At 59.7% G+C, this 18,347-nt stretch carries 16 protein-coding genes and 5 pseudogenes; 15 read left to right on the forward strand and 6 right to left on the reverse strand.

From position 1 onward, the window contains the following. Positions 1-86: 86 nt before the first annotated feature. From LE197_RS21880 to LE197_RS21900, 4 genes and pseudogenes are all read right to left on the reverse strand, one after another. Positions 87-1,067 carry an IS5 family transposase gene (locus tag LE197_RS21880; RefSeq protein ID WP_058127944.1) on the reverse strand — a complete coding sequence of 327 codons (981 nt, stop codon included), beginning with the start codon at positions 1,065-1,067 and terminating at the stop codon, positions 87-89. A gap of 518 nt (positions 1,068-1,585) precedes the next feature. Further along, a pseudogene (locus LE197_RS21885) lies at positions 1,586-2,056 on the reverse strand (IS5 family transposase); the annotation flags it as partial. A gap of 59 nt (positions 2,057-2,115) precedes the next feature. Then, positions 2,116-3,386 (reverse strand): annotated as a pseudogene (gene ltrA, locus LE197_RS21895) (group II intron reverse transcriptase/maturase). Positions 3,387-3,905: 519 nt separating this feature from the next. Next, positions 3,906-4,424 (reverse strand): annotated as a pseudogene (locus tag LE197_RS21900) (IS5 family transposase); the annotation flags it as partial. Between the two features lie 394 nt (positions 4,425-4,818). Here LE197_RS21900 and LE197_RS21905 point away from each other — a divergent pair. Together LE197_RS21905 and LE197_RS21910 are read left to right on the forward strand one after the other, a co-directional pair. Beyond that, a pseudogene (locus tag LE197_RS21905) lies at positions 4,819-6,039 on the forward strand (helicase-related protein); the annotation flags it as partial. Between the two features lie 158 nt (positions 6,040-6,197). Then, positions 6,198-6,509 carry an FxLYD domain-containing protein gene (locus LE197_RS21910; protein ID WP_124014672.1) on the forward strand — a complete coding sequence of 104 codons (312 nt, stop codon included), beginning with the start codon at positions 6,198-6,200 and terminating at the stop codon, positions 6,507-6,509. 114 nt (positions 6,510-6,623) lie between these two features. On the opposite strand, the gene LE197_RS21915 is transcribed toward LE197_RS21910, so the two are convergent. Next, a complete protein-coding gene (locus LE197_RS21915) occupies positions 6,624-7,157 on the reverse strand; it encodes a hypothetical protein (protein WP_124014673.1) in 534 nt (177 codons plus the stop codon). Positions 7,158-7,229: 72 nt separating this feature from the next. Then, on the reverse strand, positions 7,230-8,489 hold the full coding sequence (locus LE197_RS21920) for a S1 family peptidase (protein ID WP_023093866.1): 1,260 nt from the start codon (positions 8,487-8,489) through the stop codon (positions 7,230-7,232). A 441-nt stretch (positions 8,490-8,930) separates the two neighbouring features. Between LE197_RS21920 and LE197_RS21925 the strand changes: the two genes are divergently transcribed. From LE197_RS21925 to LE197_RS21985, 13 genes and pseudogenes are all read left to right on the forward strand, one after another. Beyond that, positions 8,931-9,569: a hypothetical protein gene (locus LE197_RS21925; protein WP_063879068.1), complete on the forward strand. Its 639-nt coding sequence runs from the start codon at positions 8,931-8,933 to the stop codon at positions 9,567-9,569. A gap of 10 nt (positions 9,570-9,579) precedes the next feature. After that, entirely contained in the window at positions 9,580-10,335 is a 756-nt protein-coding gene (locus tag LE197_RS21930; RefSeq protein WP_023093868.1) for a TIGR03759 family integrating conjugative element protein, read from the forward strand. Continuing rightward, complete coding sequence (locus LE197_RS21935) at positions 10,320-10,901, forward strand: hypothetical protein (protein ID WP_015648301.1); 582 nt, start codon at positions 10,320-10,322, stop codon at positions 10,899-10,901. Before LE197_RS21930 ends, LE197_RS21935 begins: the two co-directional genes overlap by 16 nt. Further along, a complete protein-coding gene (locus tag LE197_RS21940; protein WP_033987976.1) occupies positions 10,898-11,398 on the forward strand; it encodes an integrating conjugative element protein in 501 nt (166 codons plus the stop codon). Before LE197_RS21935 ends, LE197_RS21940 begins: the two co-directional genes overlap by 4 nt. Before the next feature lie 8 nt (positions 11,399-11,406). Continuing rightward, the gene (locus tag LE197_RS21945; protein WP_003099820.1) at positions 11,407-11,676 is read left to right on the forward strand and encodes a hypothetical protein; all 270 of its coding nucleotides are present in this window, start codon (positions 11,407-11,409) and stop codon (positions 11,674-11,676) included. Between the two features lie 3 nt (positions 11,677-11,679). Then, positions 11,680-13,911, forward strand: coding sequence for a type IV conjugative transfer system coupling protein TraD (gene traD / locus LE197_RS21950; RefSeq protein WP_003099821.1), 2,232 nt, complete (start codon positions 11,680-11,682; stop codon positions 13,909-13,911). Then, entirely contained in the window at positions 13,911-14,657 is a 747-nt protein-coding gene (locus LE197_RS21955; RefSeq protein ID WP_003099824.1) for a TIGR03747 family integrating conjugative element membrane protein, read from the forward strand. The genes traD and LE197_RS21955 overlap by 1 nt, the downstream gene beginning before the upstream one ends. A gap of 17 nt (positions 14,658-14,674) precedes the next feature. Next, a complete protein-coding gene (locus tag LE197_RS21960; RefSeq protein WP_003099826.1) occupies positions 14,675-15,166 on the forward strand; it encodes a hypothetical protein in 492 nt (163 codons plus the stop codon). Positions 15,167-15,407: 241 nt separating this feature from the next. Then, complete coding sequence (locus LE197_RS21965) at positions 15,408-16,889, forward strand: UvrD-helicase domain-containing protein (RefSeq protein ID WP_096760190.1); 1,482 nt, start codon at positions 15,408-15,410, stop codon at positions 16,887-16,889. Positions 16,890-16,997: 108 nt separating this feature from the next. Continuing rightward, positions 16,998-17,303, forward strand: coding sequence for a hypothetical protein (locus LE197_RS21970; protein ID WP_003099832.1), 306 nt, complete (start codon positions 16,998-17,000; stop codon positions 17,301-17,303). Between the two features lie 93 nt (positions 17,304-17,396). Continuing rightward, positions 17,397-17,734, forward strand: a pseudogene (locus tag LE197_RS21975) (RAQPRD family integrative conjugative element protein). Next, positions 17,731-17,970 carry a TIGR03758 family integrating conjugative element protein gene (locus tag LE197_RS21980; protein WP_003099839.1) on the forward strand — a complete coding sequence of 80 codons (240 nt, stop codon included), beginning with the start codon at positions 17,731-17,733 and terminating at the stop codon, positions 17,968-17,970. Before LE197_RS21975 ends, LE197_RS21980 begins: the two are co-directional and overlap by 4 nt. A gap of 17 nt (positions 17,971-17,987) precedes the next feature. Beyond that, positions 17,988-18,344, forward strand: a complete 357-nt coding sequence (locus LE197_RS21985; protein ID WP_009316297.1) for a TIGR03745 family integrating conjugative element membrane protein — start codon at positions 17,988-17,990, stop codon at positions 18,342-18,344. Positions 18,345-18,347: the final 3 nt, after the last annotated feature.

Below are 18,347 nucleotides of genomic sequence, written 5' to 3' on the forward strand. Positions count from 1 at the left end.
AGCAAACCAATCAAAAACGATCAGATCACCCGCTCATTTCAGTGTTTCTGGCCGCCGCGATAACCTCGCAGCGGCCATTTCCCACATTACAGGCGCACCTCTCCCGCATTCGTCAGCAAATGCCGGCGCGCCATCCACAGGTTCGACAGCGCAAACAGCGTCACCAGCTGTGCCGTATTCTTCGCCAGGCCACGGAAGCGTGTCTTCACATAGCCGAACTGACGCTTGATCACCCGGAACGGATGCTCGACCTTGGCACGCACCTGGGCCTTGGCTTTCTCGATCTTGCGCTTGGCTTTGTACAGCGCGCTGCGCTTGCTCAGCTTCTTATACGTACTGCGGCGGGCGGCGATCTGCCAGATCACCTCACGGCCTTCATGTTCCGGGCGCTTCTCTACGCCGGTGTAGCCCGCGTCGGCACCGACCATGTTCTCCTCACCGTGCAGCAGTTTGTCGACCTGGGTAACGTCTGCAACGTTGGCTGCCGTCCCCACCACGCTGTGCACCAGGCCGGACTCGTCATCAACGCCGATATGCGCCTTCATGCCGAAGTAATACTGGTTTCCCTTCTTGGCCTGGTGCATTTCCGGGTCACGCTTGCCGTCCTTGTTCTTGGTCGAACTTGGCGCATTGATCAGCGTGGCATCGACGATAGTGCCTTGGCGCAACGACAAACCTCGGTCACCCAGATAGCCATTGATTACGCCGAGGATGCCGGCTGCCAGCTCATGTTTCTCCAGCAAGCGACGGAAGTTGAGGATGGTGGTTTCGTCGGGAATGCGCTCCAGGCTCAGCCCGGCGAACTGACGCAGAATGGTCGTCTCGTAGAGCGCTTTTTCCATGGCCGGGTCGCTGTAGCCGAACCAGTTCTGCATCAGATGGATACGTAACATGGCCATCAGCGGATAGGCTGGACGACCACCTTCATCCTTTGGGTAGTGCGGTTCGATCAGGGCAATCAATCCCTTCCACGGCACCACCTGATCCATCTCGATCAGGAACAATTCCTTACGGGTCTGCTTGCGCTTGCCGGCGTACTCGGCGTCGGCGAAGGTCATCTGCTTCATGGAAAAACTCAGCTGGCGGGATCGGCGTATTTCACCAGATTCGGAAGTCTTTTTCAGACCATCCTTAAGTGAGCTGAATCGGTGCGGGACGGATCATCCTTAACTCCGGTTGAGGTGTGCATCACAAACTTCAGGGCATCATACCAATCTTGGCTTATATATTGCGCACCGACTTTTGTGGAGGCCGTTTCGTTTAAGTCAGGCTGCCATTGCCAGCCTCCGATCCTGAAGGAGGCCCTCTTTGTTCGTGGGCTCGCTCAGTGACTCGCGTCGATAGCATCTGGCTAGCCACCGGGCCCTTGGACATGCGTTCTGGCACTGAACCGCGTTGGCCCGCGTGGTGGGCCACACCGAAGGTCGGCGCTACGACGTAACTCAGCCCTGGGACTTGAACGGACATTAAGGAAACTCCGAACAAGTCAGCGCCAGTCAGGCTGTAGCTTGCTCCATGTGCTTCCAGGCCGACCACAGCCGGCTAATTCATCCAGAAATCCGGGTTTTTCCCGGATTTCTGCGTTTTACAGGCGTACCTCTCCTGCATCGGTCAGCAAATGTCGGCGCGCCATCCACAGATTCGACAGGGCAAACAGCGTGACCAGCTGCGCCGTGTTCTTAGCCAAGCCACGGAAGCGCACTTTGGTGTAGCCGAACTGACGCTTGATCACTCTGAACGGGTGTTCGACCTTGGCGCGCACTTGGGCCTTGGCCTTCTCGATCTTGCGCTTGGCTTTGTACAAGGCACTGCGCTTACTGAGTTTCTTGTAGGTGCTGCGCCGAGCCGCAATCTGCCAGATGACTTCGCGCCCTTCATGCTCGGGAGGCTTCTCCACCCCGGTGTAACCTGCATCGGCGCAGACTTCGTTTTCTTCACCATGCAGCAACTGATCGACCTGCGTGACATCGGCCACGTTGGCTGCTGCGCCGACCACGCTACGCACCAGGCCAGACTCGGCGTCGGCACCAATGTGCGCTTTCATGCCGAAGTGGTGAGTCGGCCGCGGGAACTGCCCCCGCAGCCGCTCGCAGAACCGTACGTGACACTCTCGCGTCATACGGCTCCCGTTATCCAACCTTGCTGCCCGGTCACTCGCCAGTGATGAAACAGCCGGGGTACCACAGTCCGCATCTTGTCCAGCCATTGGCTAATGCGCCGCTTGCGCCTATGAAGGGCCTTGTATTTTCGTCGGGCCCAGCGTTCAAGCGCGCGGTCAATGTGCTGGAAGATGCCAAGCATGGCTGTCCGATAGAACGAGCCATAGTATTGCCACCACCCCTGTATCACTGGATTGTAGAGCCGAGCCACGTCGACCAGCGTCACGTGGGTTTGGCGATTGAGTCGCCACCTGCGTACCGCTTGCCGCATCCGCTTTAAGGCATCCGCACTCGCTCCCGGAAGGAAAAGCTCGTGAAGAGCTGGTCTTGTTTGCTGAGCGCCTTCCTCGGCCTAAAGGTGAAGCCGAGGAAGGTAAAGCTCACATGCGGATAACCTGCGCGACGGTTACTGTCCTTGCAGTACACGACTTTCGATTTCTCCGGGTGCATCGTCAAGCCACAGGCAGCCAGCCGTGAAGCAATGGAGCGCATCACGTACTCCGCTTGCTTTCGACTGCGGCAGTGCACCACCGCATCATCGGCGTAGCGGGCAAACGGGCAGTTGGGGCTGGTACGTTGCATCCAGGTGTCGAAGGCATAGTGCATGAACAGATTCATCAGGAGGGGACTGAGCACTCCACCTTGCGGGGTGCCGCGTTCGCGTGGGACGCGCATGCCGTCATCCGTTTCGAACGGCGCAACCAGCCACCGCTCGATGTACAGAAGTATCCAGTCCTCCTTGATGTGCAGGCGCACCGCCTTCATCAGCAACCCATGATTGATCTGATCGAAGGCTGCCTTGATATCAAACTCCACCACCCAGTCGTATCGCCAGCAGCGCTCACGCGTGATCGCCACCGCCTGCTTCGCTGATCGTCCCGGCCGGTACCCATAGGAGTCCGAGTGGAAGATCGAGTCCAGCTCCGGCTCGATGAGAAGCTTGACCACGGTTTGCGCGACACGATCACCAACCGTGGGCACTCCCAGCTTGCGCGTGCCTCCCGATGCCTTGGGAATTTCTACTTGCTTGACCGGAGGCGGGAAGTACGACCCCGACGACATCCGATTCCACAGCTTGTAGAGATTCTTAGACAGATCCCGCTCGAAATCGGCGATGGTTTCATCGTCGATGCCGGCAGCACCGCGGTTGGCCCTGACCTGCTGGTAGGCGTCCCATACCGTGCGTTTCGCTATGTCATAAGGTTTCGCCGAGCTCACGCCACTCATCCCCGGAGGTTGGCAACGCTCGTCGGCCGGATAACGCCGCCCCTTCGCTCCACCTCCATTACAGAGGCTTCATCGCTACTACGGGAAGCTCCGCCCCTCGTTCCAGCATCGGTATTCTTCCTCATGGTGTTGGCCATTTGTCATTTTTCTTCGCATCTGGAACAAGGTTCTCACGTTCCGTACCAAAGCCTGTATGAAGATCATGCCGCCTATACACCGGCTGCCATCGGGTCCGTAAGCAGGTAACGCCCCGACTTGTCCTGAAGCCAGTACTCCACCTCAGTTTCGGCAGCACCTTGGGCATAACGATGCGTCATCGGACGGTTTGCTTTCGCTCATCTTCTCCATACTCACCTGCCATCCTCAGGGATGACTTTTCCTCGGTCGCTCACCACCACACCTTTTGGATGCAGCAGCACCGGGTGGTTTGAAGTCCGCTCCTGCAAGCCGACTTCGGAAGGCCTACTTCCATCTTCGGCACAGCAGCACAGGTCATCTGACCTGTGTTCGTGACACACAATACTGGTTGCCCTTCTTGGTCTGGTGCATCTCAGGATCGCGCTTGCCGTCCTGGTTCTTGGTCGAGCTGGGGGCATGAAAAATGGTGGCATCGACGATGGTGCCCTGGCGCAGTGACAAGCCTCGATCACCCAGGTGGTCGTTGATCACGGCTAGGATGCCGGACGCCAAACCGTGCTTCTCCAACAGGTGGCGGAAATTCATGATCGTCGTGTCTTCCGGGATGCTGCCCTGGGTCAGTGACAACTGAGCAAACTGCCGTAACGAGGTGATCTCATACAGCGCTTCCTCCATCGCTGGATCGCTCAGGGCAAACCAGTTTTGCAGCAGATGGATGCGCAGCATGGATTCCAGCGGATACGGTCGTCGACCATTACCGGCTTTGGGGTAGAACAGTTCGATCAGTGCCAGCAAGCCTGCCCAAGGCACCACCTGCTCCATCTCTGCTAGAAAGCGCTCACGCCGGGTCTGTTTGCGTTTGCCGGCGTACTCGACATCGGAAAAGCTCATCTGGGTCATGCATCAGGGATCAGGAACGACGGGGGTGCTATTTCAACAGATCAGCAGGAGCTTGTTCGGAGTTTCCTTAACAAGGCAGAGGTCAATCGAGCTTGCCCAGTGCCTATGAGTTGCTCCTTCTTTGTTCTGCATGATTGTCCTCATGATCGACATCTCCGGGGTCGCCAAGGAGATCGCCATGGAGGATATCCACCGATCAGGCATCAACTGAGGCCGGCGGTAATTCGTAATGCATGCAAGATCAGGATGAAACTTTATTATCACGGTTTACACCCATTTTGGCTGTATTCCATTTCTTAGGATGAAACTTTAAGCAACTTTGCTAATCATTGCCCCTCTTAAAAATGGGCGCTTCATGAGGCTCTTAGGATGAAACTTTATTTTCATCCCACACCTGCTGGTGGTGGATGAGGGGCATGAGTACAAGAACAGCGGTTCGGCCCAGGGCCAGGCCATGGGCGTTCTCGCAGCCAAGGCACGGAAAACCGTGCTGCTGACCGGAACGCTCATGGGCGGCTACGCCGACGATCTGTTCTATCTCCTGTTCCGCATCCTCACCCAGCGCATGATCGAGGACGGCTATCGGCCCAACGCGCGCGGCAGCATGGCTCCCGCAGCTATGTCGTTCATGCGCGACCACGGTGTGCTCAAGGATATCTACACCGAGCGCGACGGTGATTCGCACAAGACAGCGCGGGGTAAGAAGCTCTCGGTACGCACGGTGAAGGCTCCCGGCTTCGGCCCGAAGGGCATCCACCGCTTCGTATTGCCGTTCACCGTGTTCCTGAAGCTCAAGGATATCGGTGGCAACGTACTGCCCGACTACCAGGAGGAGTTCGTCGACGTGCCGATGGCGCCTGATCAGGCTTCGGCCTATCAGCGCCTGGCGGCCACGCTGACAGCGGAGCTCCGCCAGGCTCTGGCGCGACGAGATACCACGCTCCTGGGCGTGGTCCTCAACGTGCTGCTGGCTTGGCCGGACTGCTGTTTCCGACCGGAGATCGTCAAGCATCCGCGAAGCCGGGACACACTGGCCTTCGTGCCAGCGATCTTCGGCGACGAGCAGTTGATGCCCAAGGAGCAGGCGCTGGTGGACCTCTGCCTCGAGGAGAAAGCGAAGGGCCGCAAGGTTCTGGCATACACCGTCTACAGCGGGACGCGCGACACCACGTCCAGGCTGAAGAAAGTGCTCGAGCAATCCGGGCTGAAGGTGGCTGTGCTACGTGCTTCGGTCGATACCGCTCGACGCGAGGATTGGATCCTCGACCAGGTCGATCGCGGCATCGATGTGCTGATCACCAACCCGGAGCTGGTGAAGACCGGGCTGGACCTGCTGGACTTCCCGACCATCGCGTTCCTGCAGACGGGGTACAACGTGTACACCTTGCAGCAGGCCGCGCGGCGGTCGTGGCGGATCGGGCAGAAGCACCCGGTGCGGGTGGTGTTCTTCGGCTACGCCGGCAGCTCGCAGATCACCTGCTTACAGCTGATGGCCAAGAAGATCGCTGTGGCTCAGAGCACGTCGGGAGACGTTCCCGAGTCAGGTCTCGACTCGTTGAACCAGGATGGGGATTCGGTGGAGATGGCGTTGGCACGACTGCTCATTGCAGCATGAAACATCGGCCACCTTCGGGTGGCCTTTTTTTATATCTCAAGAATTACTTCCGAGGTCGAATATCAAGACTATTACCCCAAATTCCATATAGGGCTTGATAGCTGCATAGTTTACTGTTAAAAGTCTCATTCGATCACTCTTAAAAAGGAACCCACTCAGTGAAAAATTTAATTTTATCGGCAATCCTCCTAACCTCTTCACTCGCAATGGCGAATGAAAGAGTTGAGGTCTCTGACATTCAAGTTGTTAGTAACGGTGCATACTCCAGCATTACGGGGGTGGCGAAAAATATTAGCAAGGTTCCTATTGGTAACTTATTTGTAAAATTCAAACTCTATAGAGGAGGCGAGGTCGTTGGCAATACCTTAGCACATGGTGCAGATATAGGTCCTGGAGAGCGTTTTCGGTTCTCCGCCCCAACAACTGAGCGGTTTGATGAAGCTAAACTAAGCGCTGTAGACGTCTATTAGCTGACGACTGTCAGGAGTCTCTAAAAACCAGCTCCGATTTGATCGACCGCGTACAAGAAGTTGCCAGAGCGCGAACGATGGAGCTGGTACTCAACGGAGTAATCTGCCTGCGCTCTATGGGCCCCTCTGCAATACGGCTGGCTCCGCAACCTCAATCCGAACCGGAGCGCCGATAGCCTTCTCCAGTTCGGCTCGCTGCGCGTCAGCCACTGTCGCGTCAGGCTGTACAGCAATGACTACTTCGCCGGTTCTCTCATCGACATATCTTCCATGTGCGCCAGGCAACAGGCGGTCGATCTCGCTACCCCGCTTCTCCAGAGTCTCGGTCAGTTGCGCGTAGGTATGCGCCGCACCTGGCAGAAACACAACCTCGACTCGCTGCGCACCGATCCGGCGTATCTGCGTCTTCACCGGATTTTCGCCCGTCAGGCGCACGACAAGACGGTCAGGATATTTCTCGAAATACAAGCCAGCAAGCCGTTTGCCATACTGTGCACGCAAGCGCTCAACGAGCGGGCCAGCGTCTGCCGGCGGCTCCATGGACTCCCCATGCGCTTGCGGGTGGCCAGCAGGACGTGGAGCGTCTGTCGCAAAAACTGGACTGGCAATGAACAGACCCACCAGTGTAAGAATTCGTGTGGTCTTCATGTCCGAATGATACCCCTGAAGAACAACGGCCAAGCCCGAAGGCTTGACCGTTCTTGCCCGAGATTATGGCAACTATTTATACAGCAGATTCAACCCGAGATCCGAGTAAGCATAGTCGGTGCTGGAGTACCAGCACCGGCCCACGCCACTCTTCGGTCCTGCGAAATGGATGCCAGCGGCCAAGGTAGCGGCGGTAAACCAGGGACCACCGCTGTCGCCACCCAGGCAGCGCAAGTCCGTGCCTTCAACGCCCACAAACGATGCATTGCAGGGGTTGCTTTCGTTCGGCGCACCGCAGATAGAGCCTGGGTTGCCATACACGGTTTTGATAACCCCGCAAGAGTAACCCGATGTCTTGCCATAATGGCAAAAGCTCGCGCCCACCGCAGTTGCCGCTTGTGTGCGGCGACCGGTAACTTGCCGCCAAGCATCCGCATAGAACCAGGGACCGAACTTCTCTTCTGTCGTTCCCTTGTACCAGAGAAGATCGGTTTTAGCGTTTTGCACCCAGCCTTTTTGCTCCAAGGTGGCGGTTGCACCGTCGATACCTGAATACGTATCGCTACCGCTAGCGGTCTGGCAGTGACCCGCAGTCAGAACGCCCTGCAAGCCAGAAGCGGCATGGTTGACCGTAAACCCTGCTGTACAACCGTTGCCTAGGGTACCACTACCGAACACCGCCTGGATCTCGGCTGCTTCGCCCTTTTCTATCCGAACAGGGACGCCCACAAGCTTCTGGACCATCTCTCTGGCTACAACCGCGGCTGAGCCCTTGCCAGCTTCAGAATTAGGGTTGACCTCTATCACCAGTTCACCGGTGCGTTCATCAACATATCCGCCGTGTGCACCGGGAATACTGGCGGCAACATCGCCTTGAGTCACAGTATTCAACGCGGCCACCAATTCGTTGACCGTATGTGTTGCGCCAGGCTGGAAATCGACGATCAGGACGTCATCGCCGAACTGGTGCGATTGCTTCGGAACAAGCTCCGCGCCTTTCAGACGGACAACCAGACGATGGCCCTCAGCGTTGTGCTCAATGAAGATTCCCGCGAGCCGGTTCTTATATCGCTCCCGGATTGCCGCAACGATCTCGCCCGACTGCGCCTCAATGTTCAAGATGCTGCGCGCCTGATTCGGCGAAACGCGCTGCGCTTTAGCTACTTCCAGAATCTCGGCCTCAAACGCTTGCTCCGTGGTCAGCATCTGTCCTGGCTGATTGGGTTCAGTGAGCTTGCCGGCATCCGGCAACGGCGCGGCGAAAGCGAAAGAGGTGGACGTGGCGAATGCCACAGTGATGGCAGCTTGCAAACAGGTCATTCGGAAAGGCATGTCTCAGTCCTCGATTGAATATCTCCTTTATGTTTGGTCCCATACCGGCAACCGCCGAAGAGTGTAAGTCAACCCTTCGGAGATGACCCTATTGTCAAGCCTGAACTGTCAAAAATGGCAGGACACACATATTCAGAAAACGGGCTCCTGCCGGATTTCAGTAGGACCACCTGCACAACGCACTGCCCCATGCAGAGTGGCCGTAGTTTAATAAGTTGTGAGGTCAGCCCCTTGCTCTCCAGGCATCTTCACACTGCTAGAGCCGTCCCTCTGGGCTGCAAGGTCCCTGCCTGAAAAAATACCTCCCCCTCCGACTGACTATTTTTTACTGCATCAGATGTGCTTCGTTTGAGAGGGTGTCCCTGGCTTCGCGCGAGGACACCCATGAAACTGAAACGCCCATCCCCTGCATCAATGATTCTTGGCCTCTGCTTGACAGCAATGGCCGGCCTGCTGGGCTACCAGCAGTACCAACTCGTTCAGCTCCGATCAGGCGTGGATAGTGCCGCGGAAAAGACCTCGCTAGAGGCGATCCTGGCTCGCTTGAATCGAGTCGACGAGCGCCTCGACGCCGTGGATGGACAGCACCTGGTCAGCAACGAGGACTTCCGCTCAGGCCAGCAGGCGCTGTCCAACCGCATTGACGCCGCGCAGGCGTTCGCCAAGCAGGCCTCCGATGCCGTCGAGAACCTGGCTCAGACCACCGCCTCGGCCGGCGATATCCTGGTGCTCAAGGCAACCGTGGAGACACTGGACGGTTCTGTCCGCACGCTTCAAGAAAAGCAGGCCAAAGCGCCGCCGCTGATCGTGCCAGCGCCAAAACGCCCCATACCCGCCAAGCCCAAGCCGAAACCCAAACCGATGGAGCCCCCGCCCTTCTCGATCCTTGGCGTGGAGTATCGCGGGGGCGAACGGTTTCTGTCGGTTGCACCTCCGGGATCCACCCAGCTCAGCCAGATCTACCTCATTCGCCAGGGAGATGCCGTCGCCGGCACGAACTGGCGACTGACCGACCTTGACGATGGTACCGCGCACTTCGACGTCGCCGGCGCCTCGCGCAGCGTTCGCATCCAACCATAGGACCCCGCCCATGATCAGAACCGTATCGCTCCTGTCCGGCCTGGTGCTGCTGCTGAGCTATCCCGCAGTCGGCCAGGAGGCTGCGGCAAGCCGAGAGACCAGCAGCCAGCTGTCCGGTAGCCAACTCGGCACGCTGAAACAAAAGACATCTCAGAGCGACCTGGCCCAGGAGTGGGGACTGAACCAACAGGAATGGACCCGCTACCAGACGCTCATGCAGGGCCCCCGGGGCGTGTACTCGCCTGGCATTGACCCGCTGACCGCGCTGGGCATCGAGGCGCGATCGGCAGAGGAACGGCGGCGGTATGCCGATCTACAGGTCCAGGCCGAACGGCGCCGCGTCGAGAAGGAACTCGCCTACCAGCGCGCATACGACGAAGCCTTCGCCCGCGCCTATCCAGGCGAGGGGGTGATCCGCCTCACCGAAAGCAGCACGGCTAACCCATCAGGCGCGCCGAACATGAGCCCAGCGTTACAGAGCAGCGGACGCCTGGCGCTGTTTGTCCAGGACAACTGCACCGCCTGCATCCAGCGGGTGCGCGACCTGCAACATGCAGAAAAGGAGTTCGACCTCTACTTCGTCGGTAGCCAGAACGACGCAGAGCGAGTGCGGCACTGGGCAATCCTCGCCGGCATCGACCCGAAGAAGGTTCGCAGCAAGCAGATCACGCTCAATCATGACGAGGGCCGCTGGATGGCCCTGGGACTGGGTGGGGCCCTTCCCGCCCTGGTACAGGAGGTGAACGGCCGATGGCAACGTCTGTAGTTCGAGCCCTCCAACTGGCCACCCTGCTGGCCCTGGTCAACATCGCTCAGGCCGCCGTGGATCCACCGCCGGCGTATAAGCAGATCGCCCTGCCCAAAGGGGTTCCGGCCGAGGTGCTCTACTCGGTCGCGTTGACCGAGAGCAAGGTCCTGCTGCGCGGCGAATACGTTCCCTGGCCCTGGACATTGAACGTCGCAGGGAAATCCTACTACTACGCGACCCGCACCGCCGCCTGCACAGCGCTACTCGCGGCAATCAACCTCTACGGGGCCAAGAGCGTCGATTCCGGCCTCGGCCAGGTCAACATCGGCTGGAACGGACATCGTTTCTCCAGCCCCTGCGAGTCCCTGGATCCGTACAAGAACCTGGACGCCACCTCCGACATCCTGATCGAGCAGCGGGACGCCCTGTATGCATCCGCCCCGGGAAGACCGGTGGACTGGATCCAAGTTGCCGGCCGCTACCACCGCCCCGCCGGCGGCGCGCCTGCCGCCAAATACCGTAGGACGGTATCCCGCCACCTTAGCCAAGTCCTCGGCGTCAACCTACTGGTGACCAATCCATGAAGAAGATCCTTGCCACGCTGGCATTTTGCACGGCGTTCGCGACTCAAGCCTGGGCCGCCGGGCTGATCGTTGTCGAAGACCTCGGCGGAGCCTCAGCGCTCCCCTACTACCAGGGCCTGGATCCGCAGCCATCCGCTGCCGCACCAGGACCTGGCGACCTGGGTGTCCGTGGCTCAGGTGCGTTTCCAGTTCGCTCGGCACGCCTTTCGCCAGGCCAGGTTCAGGGGCGCGCCATCAACGCCCCAGGCCTGCAACCTCTGTTCCTCGTCGGCGACGACACGCTGTCTCGAACCTGGCTGAAAGAGCGAGGCGACGAGCTCCGAGGCCTCCACGCTGTGGGCCTGGCAGTGAACGTGGCCAGCGAAGCGCGCCTGACGGAAATCCGTGCCTGGGGGAAAGGACTTCAGATATTGCCGGCGCCGGCGGACGACCTGGTCGACCGGCTCGGACTGCGGCACTACCCCGCCCTCATCACATCCACCGCCATCCAGCAGTAGGAGTCCTCATGACTACTCACCTGATCACCCTGGTCATCAAGCAGCCGAGCGACGCTCAGGCACGCCAACTCATGTACCAGGAGTTGCTCGGCCTGATCTCACGCTACGGCGGTGAGGTGACGTCCACGGCCCTCGAGGACGAATCGACCCTCTGTGAGCTGCTGGAGCAGATGCTGCCCGATCATGAGGTAGAGCAAGCCAGGAAACAGGTGCTCGAACTTCATGCCAAGCGCCGCCGACCGGGCCGCCTGCACTCGCCGGCAAGCCTGAAGGTGTAACCCATGGCTGGCCAGTACCCGCTGGAAGCGCTCTTGCGGCCTGCCGTGGAGCTCTACACCACCACCGTGTGCTTCACCGCGGCCGCGCTCTGCATCGTCGCGCCGTGGACGTTCGCCCTCACTCCGCTGTTCGGCATCGTGGCCGCGCTGGGCTTCGTCTGGCTGGGCGTCGTGCGGCTGAAGCAGGCCGGCGTGGTGCTCCGCTACCGGCGGAACATTCGCCGACTGCCGAAGTACACGATGACCAGCGCCGAAATGCCGGTCAGCAACGAACACTTGTTCATCGGCAAGGGCTTTCGCTGGACGCAGAAGCATACGCAGCGCCTGGCAGATACCTACCTGCCCCAGTTCGCCTCCTACGTCGAGCCCTCGCCGCTCTACGAGCGCGCGCGCCGGCTGGAGAAGCAGCTCGAGTTCGCCCCCTTCCCCCTGAAGCTGGTCGCCAAAGCCACTGCCTGGGACGTGGCCTGGAACCCCGCACGGCCGCTGCCGCCCGTGGGCGGTTTGCCTCGGCTCCATGGCATCGAGCCGCGCGAACAGGACGTAGGCCTGCAACTGGGCGAGCGCGTCGGCCACACACTGGTACTCGGCACTACGAGGGTAGGTAAGACGCGACTCGCGGAGCTGTTCATCACCCAGGATATTCGCCGCACCCACTGCCGGGGCCGACGCCGGCGGGCGAAGATGGGTCGGCGGACCCAGACGGTTCACCACGGCTATCGGCGCCGGCGCGCAGAGGAGCAGCCGGACTACGAGGTGGTGATCGTCTTCGACCCGAAAGGCGATGCTGACCTGCTCAAGCGTATGTACGTGGAGTGCGAGCGTGCCGGCCGCCTGGATGAGTTCTACGTGTTCCATCTCGGTCATCCTGACCTGTCGGCACGCTACAACGCCGTCGGCCGGTTCGGCCGGATCTCCGAGGTCGCCACCCGCGTCGCCGGCCAGCTCTCCGGCGAAGGCAACAGCGCGGCGTTCCGTGAGTTCGCCTGGCGGTTCGTCAACATCATCGCCCGCGCGCTGCACGCGCTGGGTATCCGCCCGGACTACCAGCAGATCCTCCGCCACGTCGTGAACATCGATGCGTTGTTCGTCGAATATGCCCAGAAATACATCAGCGAGCACGATCCCAGGGCCTGGGACACGATCATCCAGATCGAGGGCAAGCTCAACGACAAGAACATCCCGTTCAACATGAAAGGACGGCCCCTGCGGGTCGTGGCCATCGACCAGTACCTGACACAGAAACGCATCGCCGACCCGGTCATGGAAGGCCTGAAGAGCGCAGTGCGCTACGACAAGACCTACTTCGACAAGATCGTGGCCTCGCTGCTGCCGCTGCTGGAGAAACTCACCACTGGGCGGATCTCGGAGCTGCTTTCGCCCAACTACGCGGACCTCAACGATCCGCGGCCGATCTTCGACTGGATGCAGGTCATCCGCAAACGCGCCGTGGTCTACGTCGGCCTCGACGCACTATCGGATACCGAGGTCGCCGCCGCGGTGGGCAACTCCATGTTCAGCGACCTGGTCTCGGTGGCGGGTCACATCTACAAGCATGGTGTCGATGACGGCCTGCCCGGCTCGCTCGCTGGCGGCAAGGTCCGCATCAACCTGCATGCCGACGAGTTCAACGAGCTGATTGGCGACGAGTTCATCCCCATGGTCAACAAAGCGGGCGGCGCCGGCGTGCAGGTGACGGCCTACACCCAGACCATGAGCGACATCGAGGCCAAGATCGGCTCCCGCGCGAAGGCCGGTCAGATCATCGGCAACTTCAACAACCTGTTCATGCTGCGGGTGCGCGAGACCGCCACGGCCGAACTCCTGACCAACCAGCTCCCCAAGGTCCAGATCTACACCAGCACGCCGGCGAGCGGCGCCAACGACGCAATCAACAACAAGAAGGCAGCCTTCACCTCCAGCTCGCACGACCAGGTGCAGATGACCAGCGTGCCGATGCTCGAGCCGGCCCACATCGTTGGTCTGCCCAAAGGACAGGCGTTCGCGCTGCTCGAGGGCGGCAATCTCTGGAAGATCCGAATGCCGCTGCCGGCGGTCGATCCCGACGAGGTGATGCCGAAAAGCCTGCAGGAGCTGGCTGCCGGTATGCGCAAGGGCCAGGCCGCCAACAGCGAGTGGTGGGAGGCGCCGGGATACTCCGCCCTGCAGGATGGTCTGCCCCAGGACCTGGTCGACGATTTCCGTCACCTCGGCGCCGGTGAGGATGCCGCATGATGGCTGAAGTCACTCAACGTGCAGAGCAGCAACAAGAGAGCCAGAAGACCCTGGTCGGCACCATCATCAGTACGCCCTTCCAATTTCTCGGCGTGATGTTCGGTTCGCTGGTCGGCGCAATCATCGTAGAGTGGGTTTGCCTGTATTTCTTCTGGCCTGACGCGGGCTGGAAGCATGCCCAGGCAATGTTCGAGTACGAACTCAGTTGGCTGTCGCAGGGTCTGCTGCACAGCGTCATCGTGCAGGAGCCAGGTCGAACCGCCACCTGGCTGGCCCAGTTGGCCTATGACTGGTTGTTCGTGAAGACCGGGATAGTCGACTGGATGACCAACATGACCACCATCGCGCAGGCCGGGCCACGGAGCCCTCTGGACGTTCGCTATCTCACCGCCCAGGGCGTCTCCACGCTGCAGAACTACGGCCTGGCCGCGCTGTACACGGTGCTGACATTTGTCGTGCGCCTGGTGATCCTGGTCATGACGATCCCGTTGTTCCTGATGGCCGCGTTCACCGGCCTGGTGGACGGCCTGGTGCGCCGGGACCTGCGCAAGTTCGGCGCCGGCCGGGAGTCCAGCTACCTCTACCACAAGGCGCGCGGCAGCATCATTCCGCTAGCGGTCGTCCCTTGGACGCTCTACCTGGCAATCCCCATCAGCATCAACCCCTTGCTCATCCTGCTGCCCTGCGCCGCGCTGCTCGGCGTAGCGGTGTGCATCACAGCATCCACCTTCAAGAAATACCTCTAGTCCTCGAGGAGACGCTCATGGCCCTACCGCTTAAACAACTCTTGCCTTCGCGCGACACGGCTCTACACGCCAGTTGGATCACGCTGACTGTCCTTGTACTGCTGCTTTCAGCGGCTGTACTCATGACGATGGGCAGGCTCAAGGAGACCGGCACGTATTGGCAAATCCTCGTCGAAGTCGCCCTGGTATTGCTGTCAGTCCAATGGCTGCTCATCGCAACCTGGGTTCGAGTGGGTACTCGTCGTGGTCCATGGACCAGACAGGCCGTTTTAACTCCGCTCGCCTGGCTCAGCGTGACCTCGATGCTATACGTCTATGCCGTGGTACAGGTGATAAATCGGTTGATTCCAACAATGGAGACGATAGCCCCCCACGCGACTACAGGGGCCGCCGAGGGTGCGGCATTTCTCACGCTATGTGCCGGATTTTCACTATGCCTGGCGACTATGACAATGGTCATTACGCACCTTTGCTACCTGTGTATTCGTCACCGGCGCACTATCGGTTGAGCACCTCGAACCAGTGAATCAACCAAGGCACAGCGTGTGATCTCAACTCGCTAGATGAGAACCACGCGACAGCAAAAAGCAGAATCAAAAAGATCAACGCAAATCGCCAAATTTTCATTTCGATGCCTTCAGGGAGACGAACGACAAATGATGCCATGCCCTGACTAGCTCCACAGCCACAGCCCCCCTGTTTAACCAGACACCTACCAATCTGGAAGCCCTCGTATCTCCGGAGACACCTATGCAGTGGACTCACGAACAGTCACCGATCATCCAGTCGAAGGCATCGAAGATCCTGGTGCGGGCCTTCGCCGGCACTGGCAAGACGACCACCCTGGTGGGCTTTGCCAAGGCGAACCCTACCCTGAGAATCCTCTATCTCTGCTACAACAGCTCGGTGGAGAAAGCCGCGAAGGGCAAGTTTCCCCGCAACGTAGTCTGCAAGACCGCCCACAGCCTGGCTCATGCGGTGTACGGCATCCAGTACGCCCACAAGAAGACGAAGAACCTGCGTCTGACCGATATCGCCCGCGGACTCGATACCCAAGACTGGGAGTTGGTACGTGACGTGCTGGCCACGCTGAACAACTACATGGCCAGCGCCGACGCGGAACTCGGCCGACCGCACTTCCCGCGCTTCCGCGACAAGGCGTTCCTCACCAGTGCCCAGGAACGCTTCCTCAAGCAGGGCCTGGACATGGCGCGAGTAGTCTGGAGGCGCATGGTAGATCTCCAGGACACCGGCATGCTGATGCCCCATGACGGCTACCTGAAGCTGTATCAACTGAGCAAGCCCGATTTGAGCCAGCGCTTCGACTGCATGCTCCTGGACGAGGGACAGGACATCAACCCAGTGATCGCGGACATTGCCCACTGGCAGCGCATCAGAATGGCTATCGTCGGCGATCCCCACCAGCAGCTCTACCGGTTCAGAGGCGCGGAAGATGCCCTGAACAGCGACTGGATGGTCGGCGCCGAGGAGCACTACCTGACCCAGAGCTGGCGGTTCGGCCCCGCGATTGCGCACGTGGCCAACATCATCCTCTCCTACAAGGGCGAGACACGGAAACTTCAAGGATTGGGCCCGCAGACGCTGGTGAAAAAGTCCCTCCCGGCGGACCTTCCTCACCGCACTTTCATTCACCGCACCGTTATCGGCGTCATCGAGAATGCCCTGCAGCTGGTCCGCAATCATCCGGAGCCCAAATTCCACTGGGTAGGCGGTATCGACAGTTACTCGCTGCGCGACCTGGAGGATCTGTACGCATTCAGCCGAGGCCTACGCCAAAACGTCCAGAACAAGAAACTGCTCCGTGACTACCGCGACTACACCCAGTACGTGGAGATCGCCGAGATCAGCCAGGACGGTGAGATGCTTCGCTCGATCAAGATCATATCGACCTACCCTGATCTGCCTGCGCGGATCCTTGAGCTTCGCTCACTGACCCTTGACGATGAGCTGGACGCAACAATCACCCTGACCACCGCACACAAGGCCAAGGGGCTGGAATGGGATTTCGTTTGCCTGTACGACGACTTCAACGCGGACCCGCTGTCCCCCGACACCGACCCAGGCAAGCGCGACGATGAGTTGAACCTGATCTACGTCGCAGTGACCCGAGCGATGAAGATCCTCGCCATCAACAGCTTGGTGCTGTCGATCATGCAGCGGTACGTGGACGAGAGAAAGCTGAAGGAGCTGGTGGTCAGTAATAGGGAGTAAAGCGAAACTGCAGAAATCCACGGTACCCAGTAAGGGTATTTTCGATTGAAGCCCTCCCCCTGCCCCTGAAACGGTGCGGTTTTCCCCGAACCGATCCAGGAGCACACCATGAGCATAAAACAGTCCTTCGAATACCATGTCGAGAACATCGTCATTCCCTACAAAACCCTCACCAAGGGCGTCGCGATGTTCAAACACAAAGAAGACACCTTGGAACCCGACGACCACGCCTTGCTCAACCCTCTGCGCTGGGCCGAGGTCGTGCGTCTGGGCCAGGAAGGCTGGGAGCTGGTGAGCGTTCAGCCACTCATGCGGGGCGTAACCGAGATCGGCAATCAAAACGCCCAAGGCTGGGCTTGGGGCGTCGCTCTGCCCGTCAGCTACCTGCTGTTTTTCAAGCGCGCAACCTCATAAAAAAATACCCCGAACCCGCGCCGAGTATTTCTTGCGGAATGGAATCAGGGCGATCGGCAAGCTGATCGCACCCTGATCTGCAAGAGATTCGCCGTGAACACTCCACATCCATCCCTTCGCCGAAGCTGCCTGGCCGTCTTGGCCTGCAGTGCGCTGGTCGCACAGGAGCTTTCGCAGCGAGCGCCTCCGAGCAGGCGAACCTGGAGGTGATGATCCGGCAGCTCAACGCCCTCGAGGACACCGCCCGCCGCAGTGCCCAGAGCGCCGATGAGCCCGGACAGCGCTTCTACTTCGACTACTCACGCCTGGCCGCTGACCTGCAGCGCATCCGCCAAGGCCTGCAGGACTACATGACCCCCAGCCGCGCGCAGCCGCGTGACCCTTCCGACCTATCCGGGAATTACACCCTGCGCGGAGGGCCGATGCCGTGAGCATGAGCGGAGCCCAGACATCAGCGTTCCAGGCCGCCGCTGGCTTTCCCCCATCGGCCGGCGAGGGGCTGTTCATTGGAGCAGCGATGACCTTTCTCCTGCTGTGGTCCGCCTGGGCGATGTACAGCACCTGGCGCGGCTGGGCCACCAACAACCTCGACAGCGCCACTGCCGGCGTTTCCGCGATACGGATCGTGGTCCTCCTCGGCATCACCTCTTTCTTCCTCCTCAGCTGACCCATACGGAGACACTCATGCTGAAATTCACCCTCCAGAAACTGTCCACCCTCTGCCGGCGCCTGGCAGCCATCTCTTTGGCACTCCCAGGTGTCGCCTTGGCTGCACTCCCCAAACCCGAGGCCCCTAGCCGTGGGGAAGGGTCGGGAATCATGCAAACCATCCAGAACTTCGGCTATGACGGAGCGATGCTCCTCGCGCTCCTCATTTGCGCAGCTGTCTTTCTTGGGGTCGCTTGGCATACCTACGGCACCTATCACGCCATCCATGACGGGAAGAAGAAGTGGTCGGATCTCGGAGCGGGCGTAGCCGTAGGTGTCGGCCTGCTGATCTTGATCATTTATCTCGTCACCAAAGCCACCACCATCATGTAAGGG

Origin of the sequence: Pseudomonas sp. PS1(2021) (assembly GCF_020405165.1) — a bacterium.
Classification (GTDB): Bacteria; Pseudomonadota; Gammaproteobacteria; order Pseudomonadales; family Pseudomonadaceae; genus Pseudomonas; species Pseudomonas aeruginosa.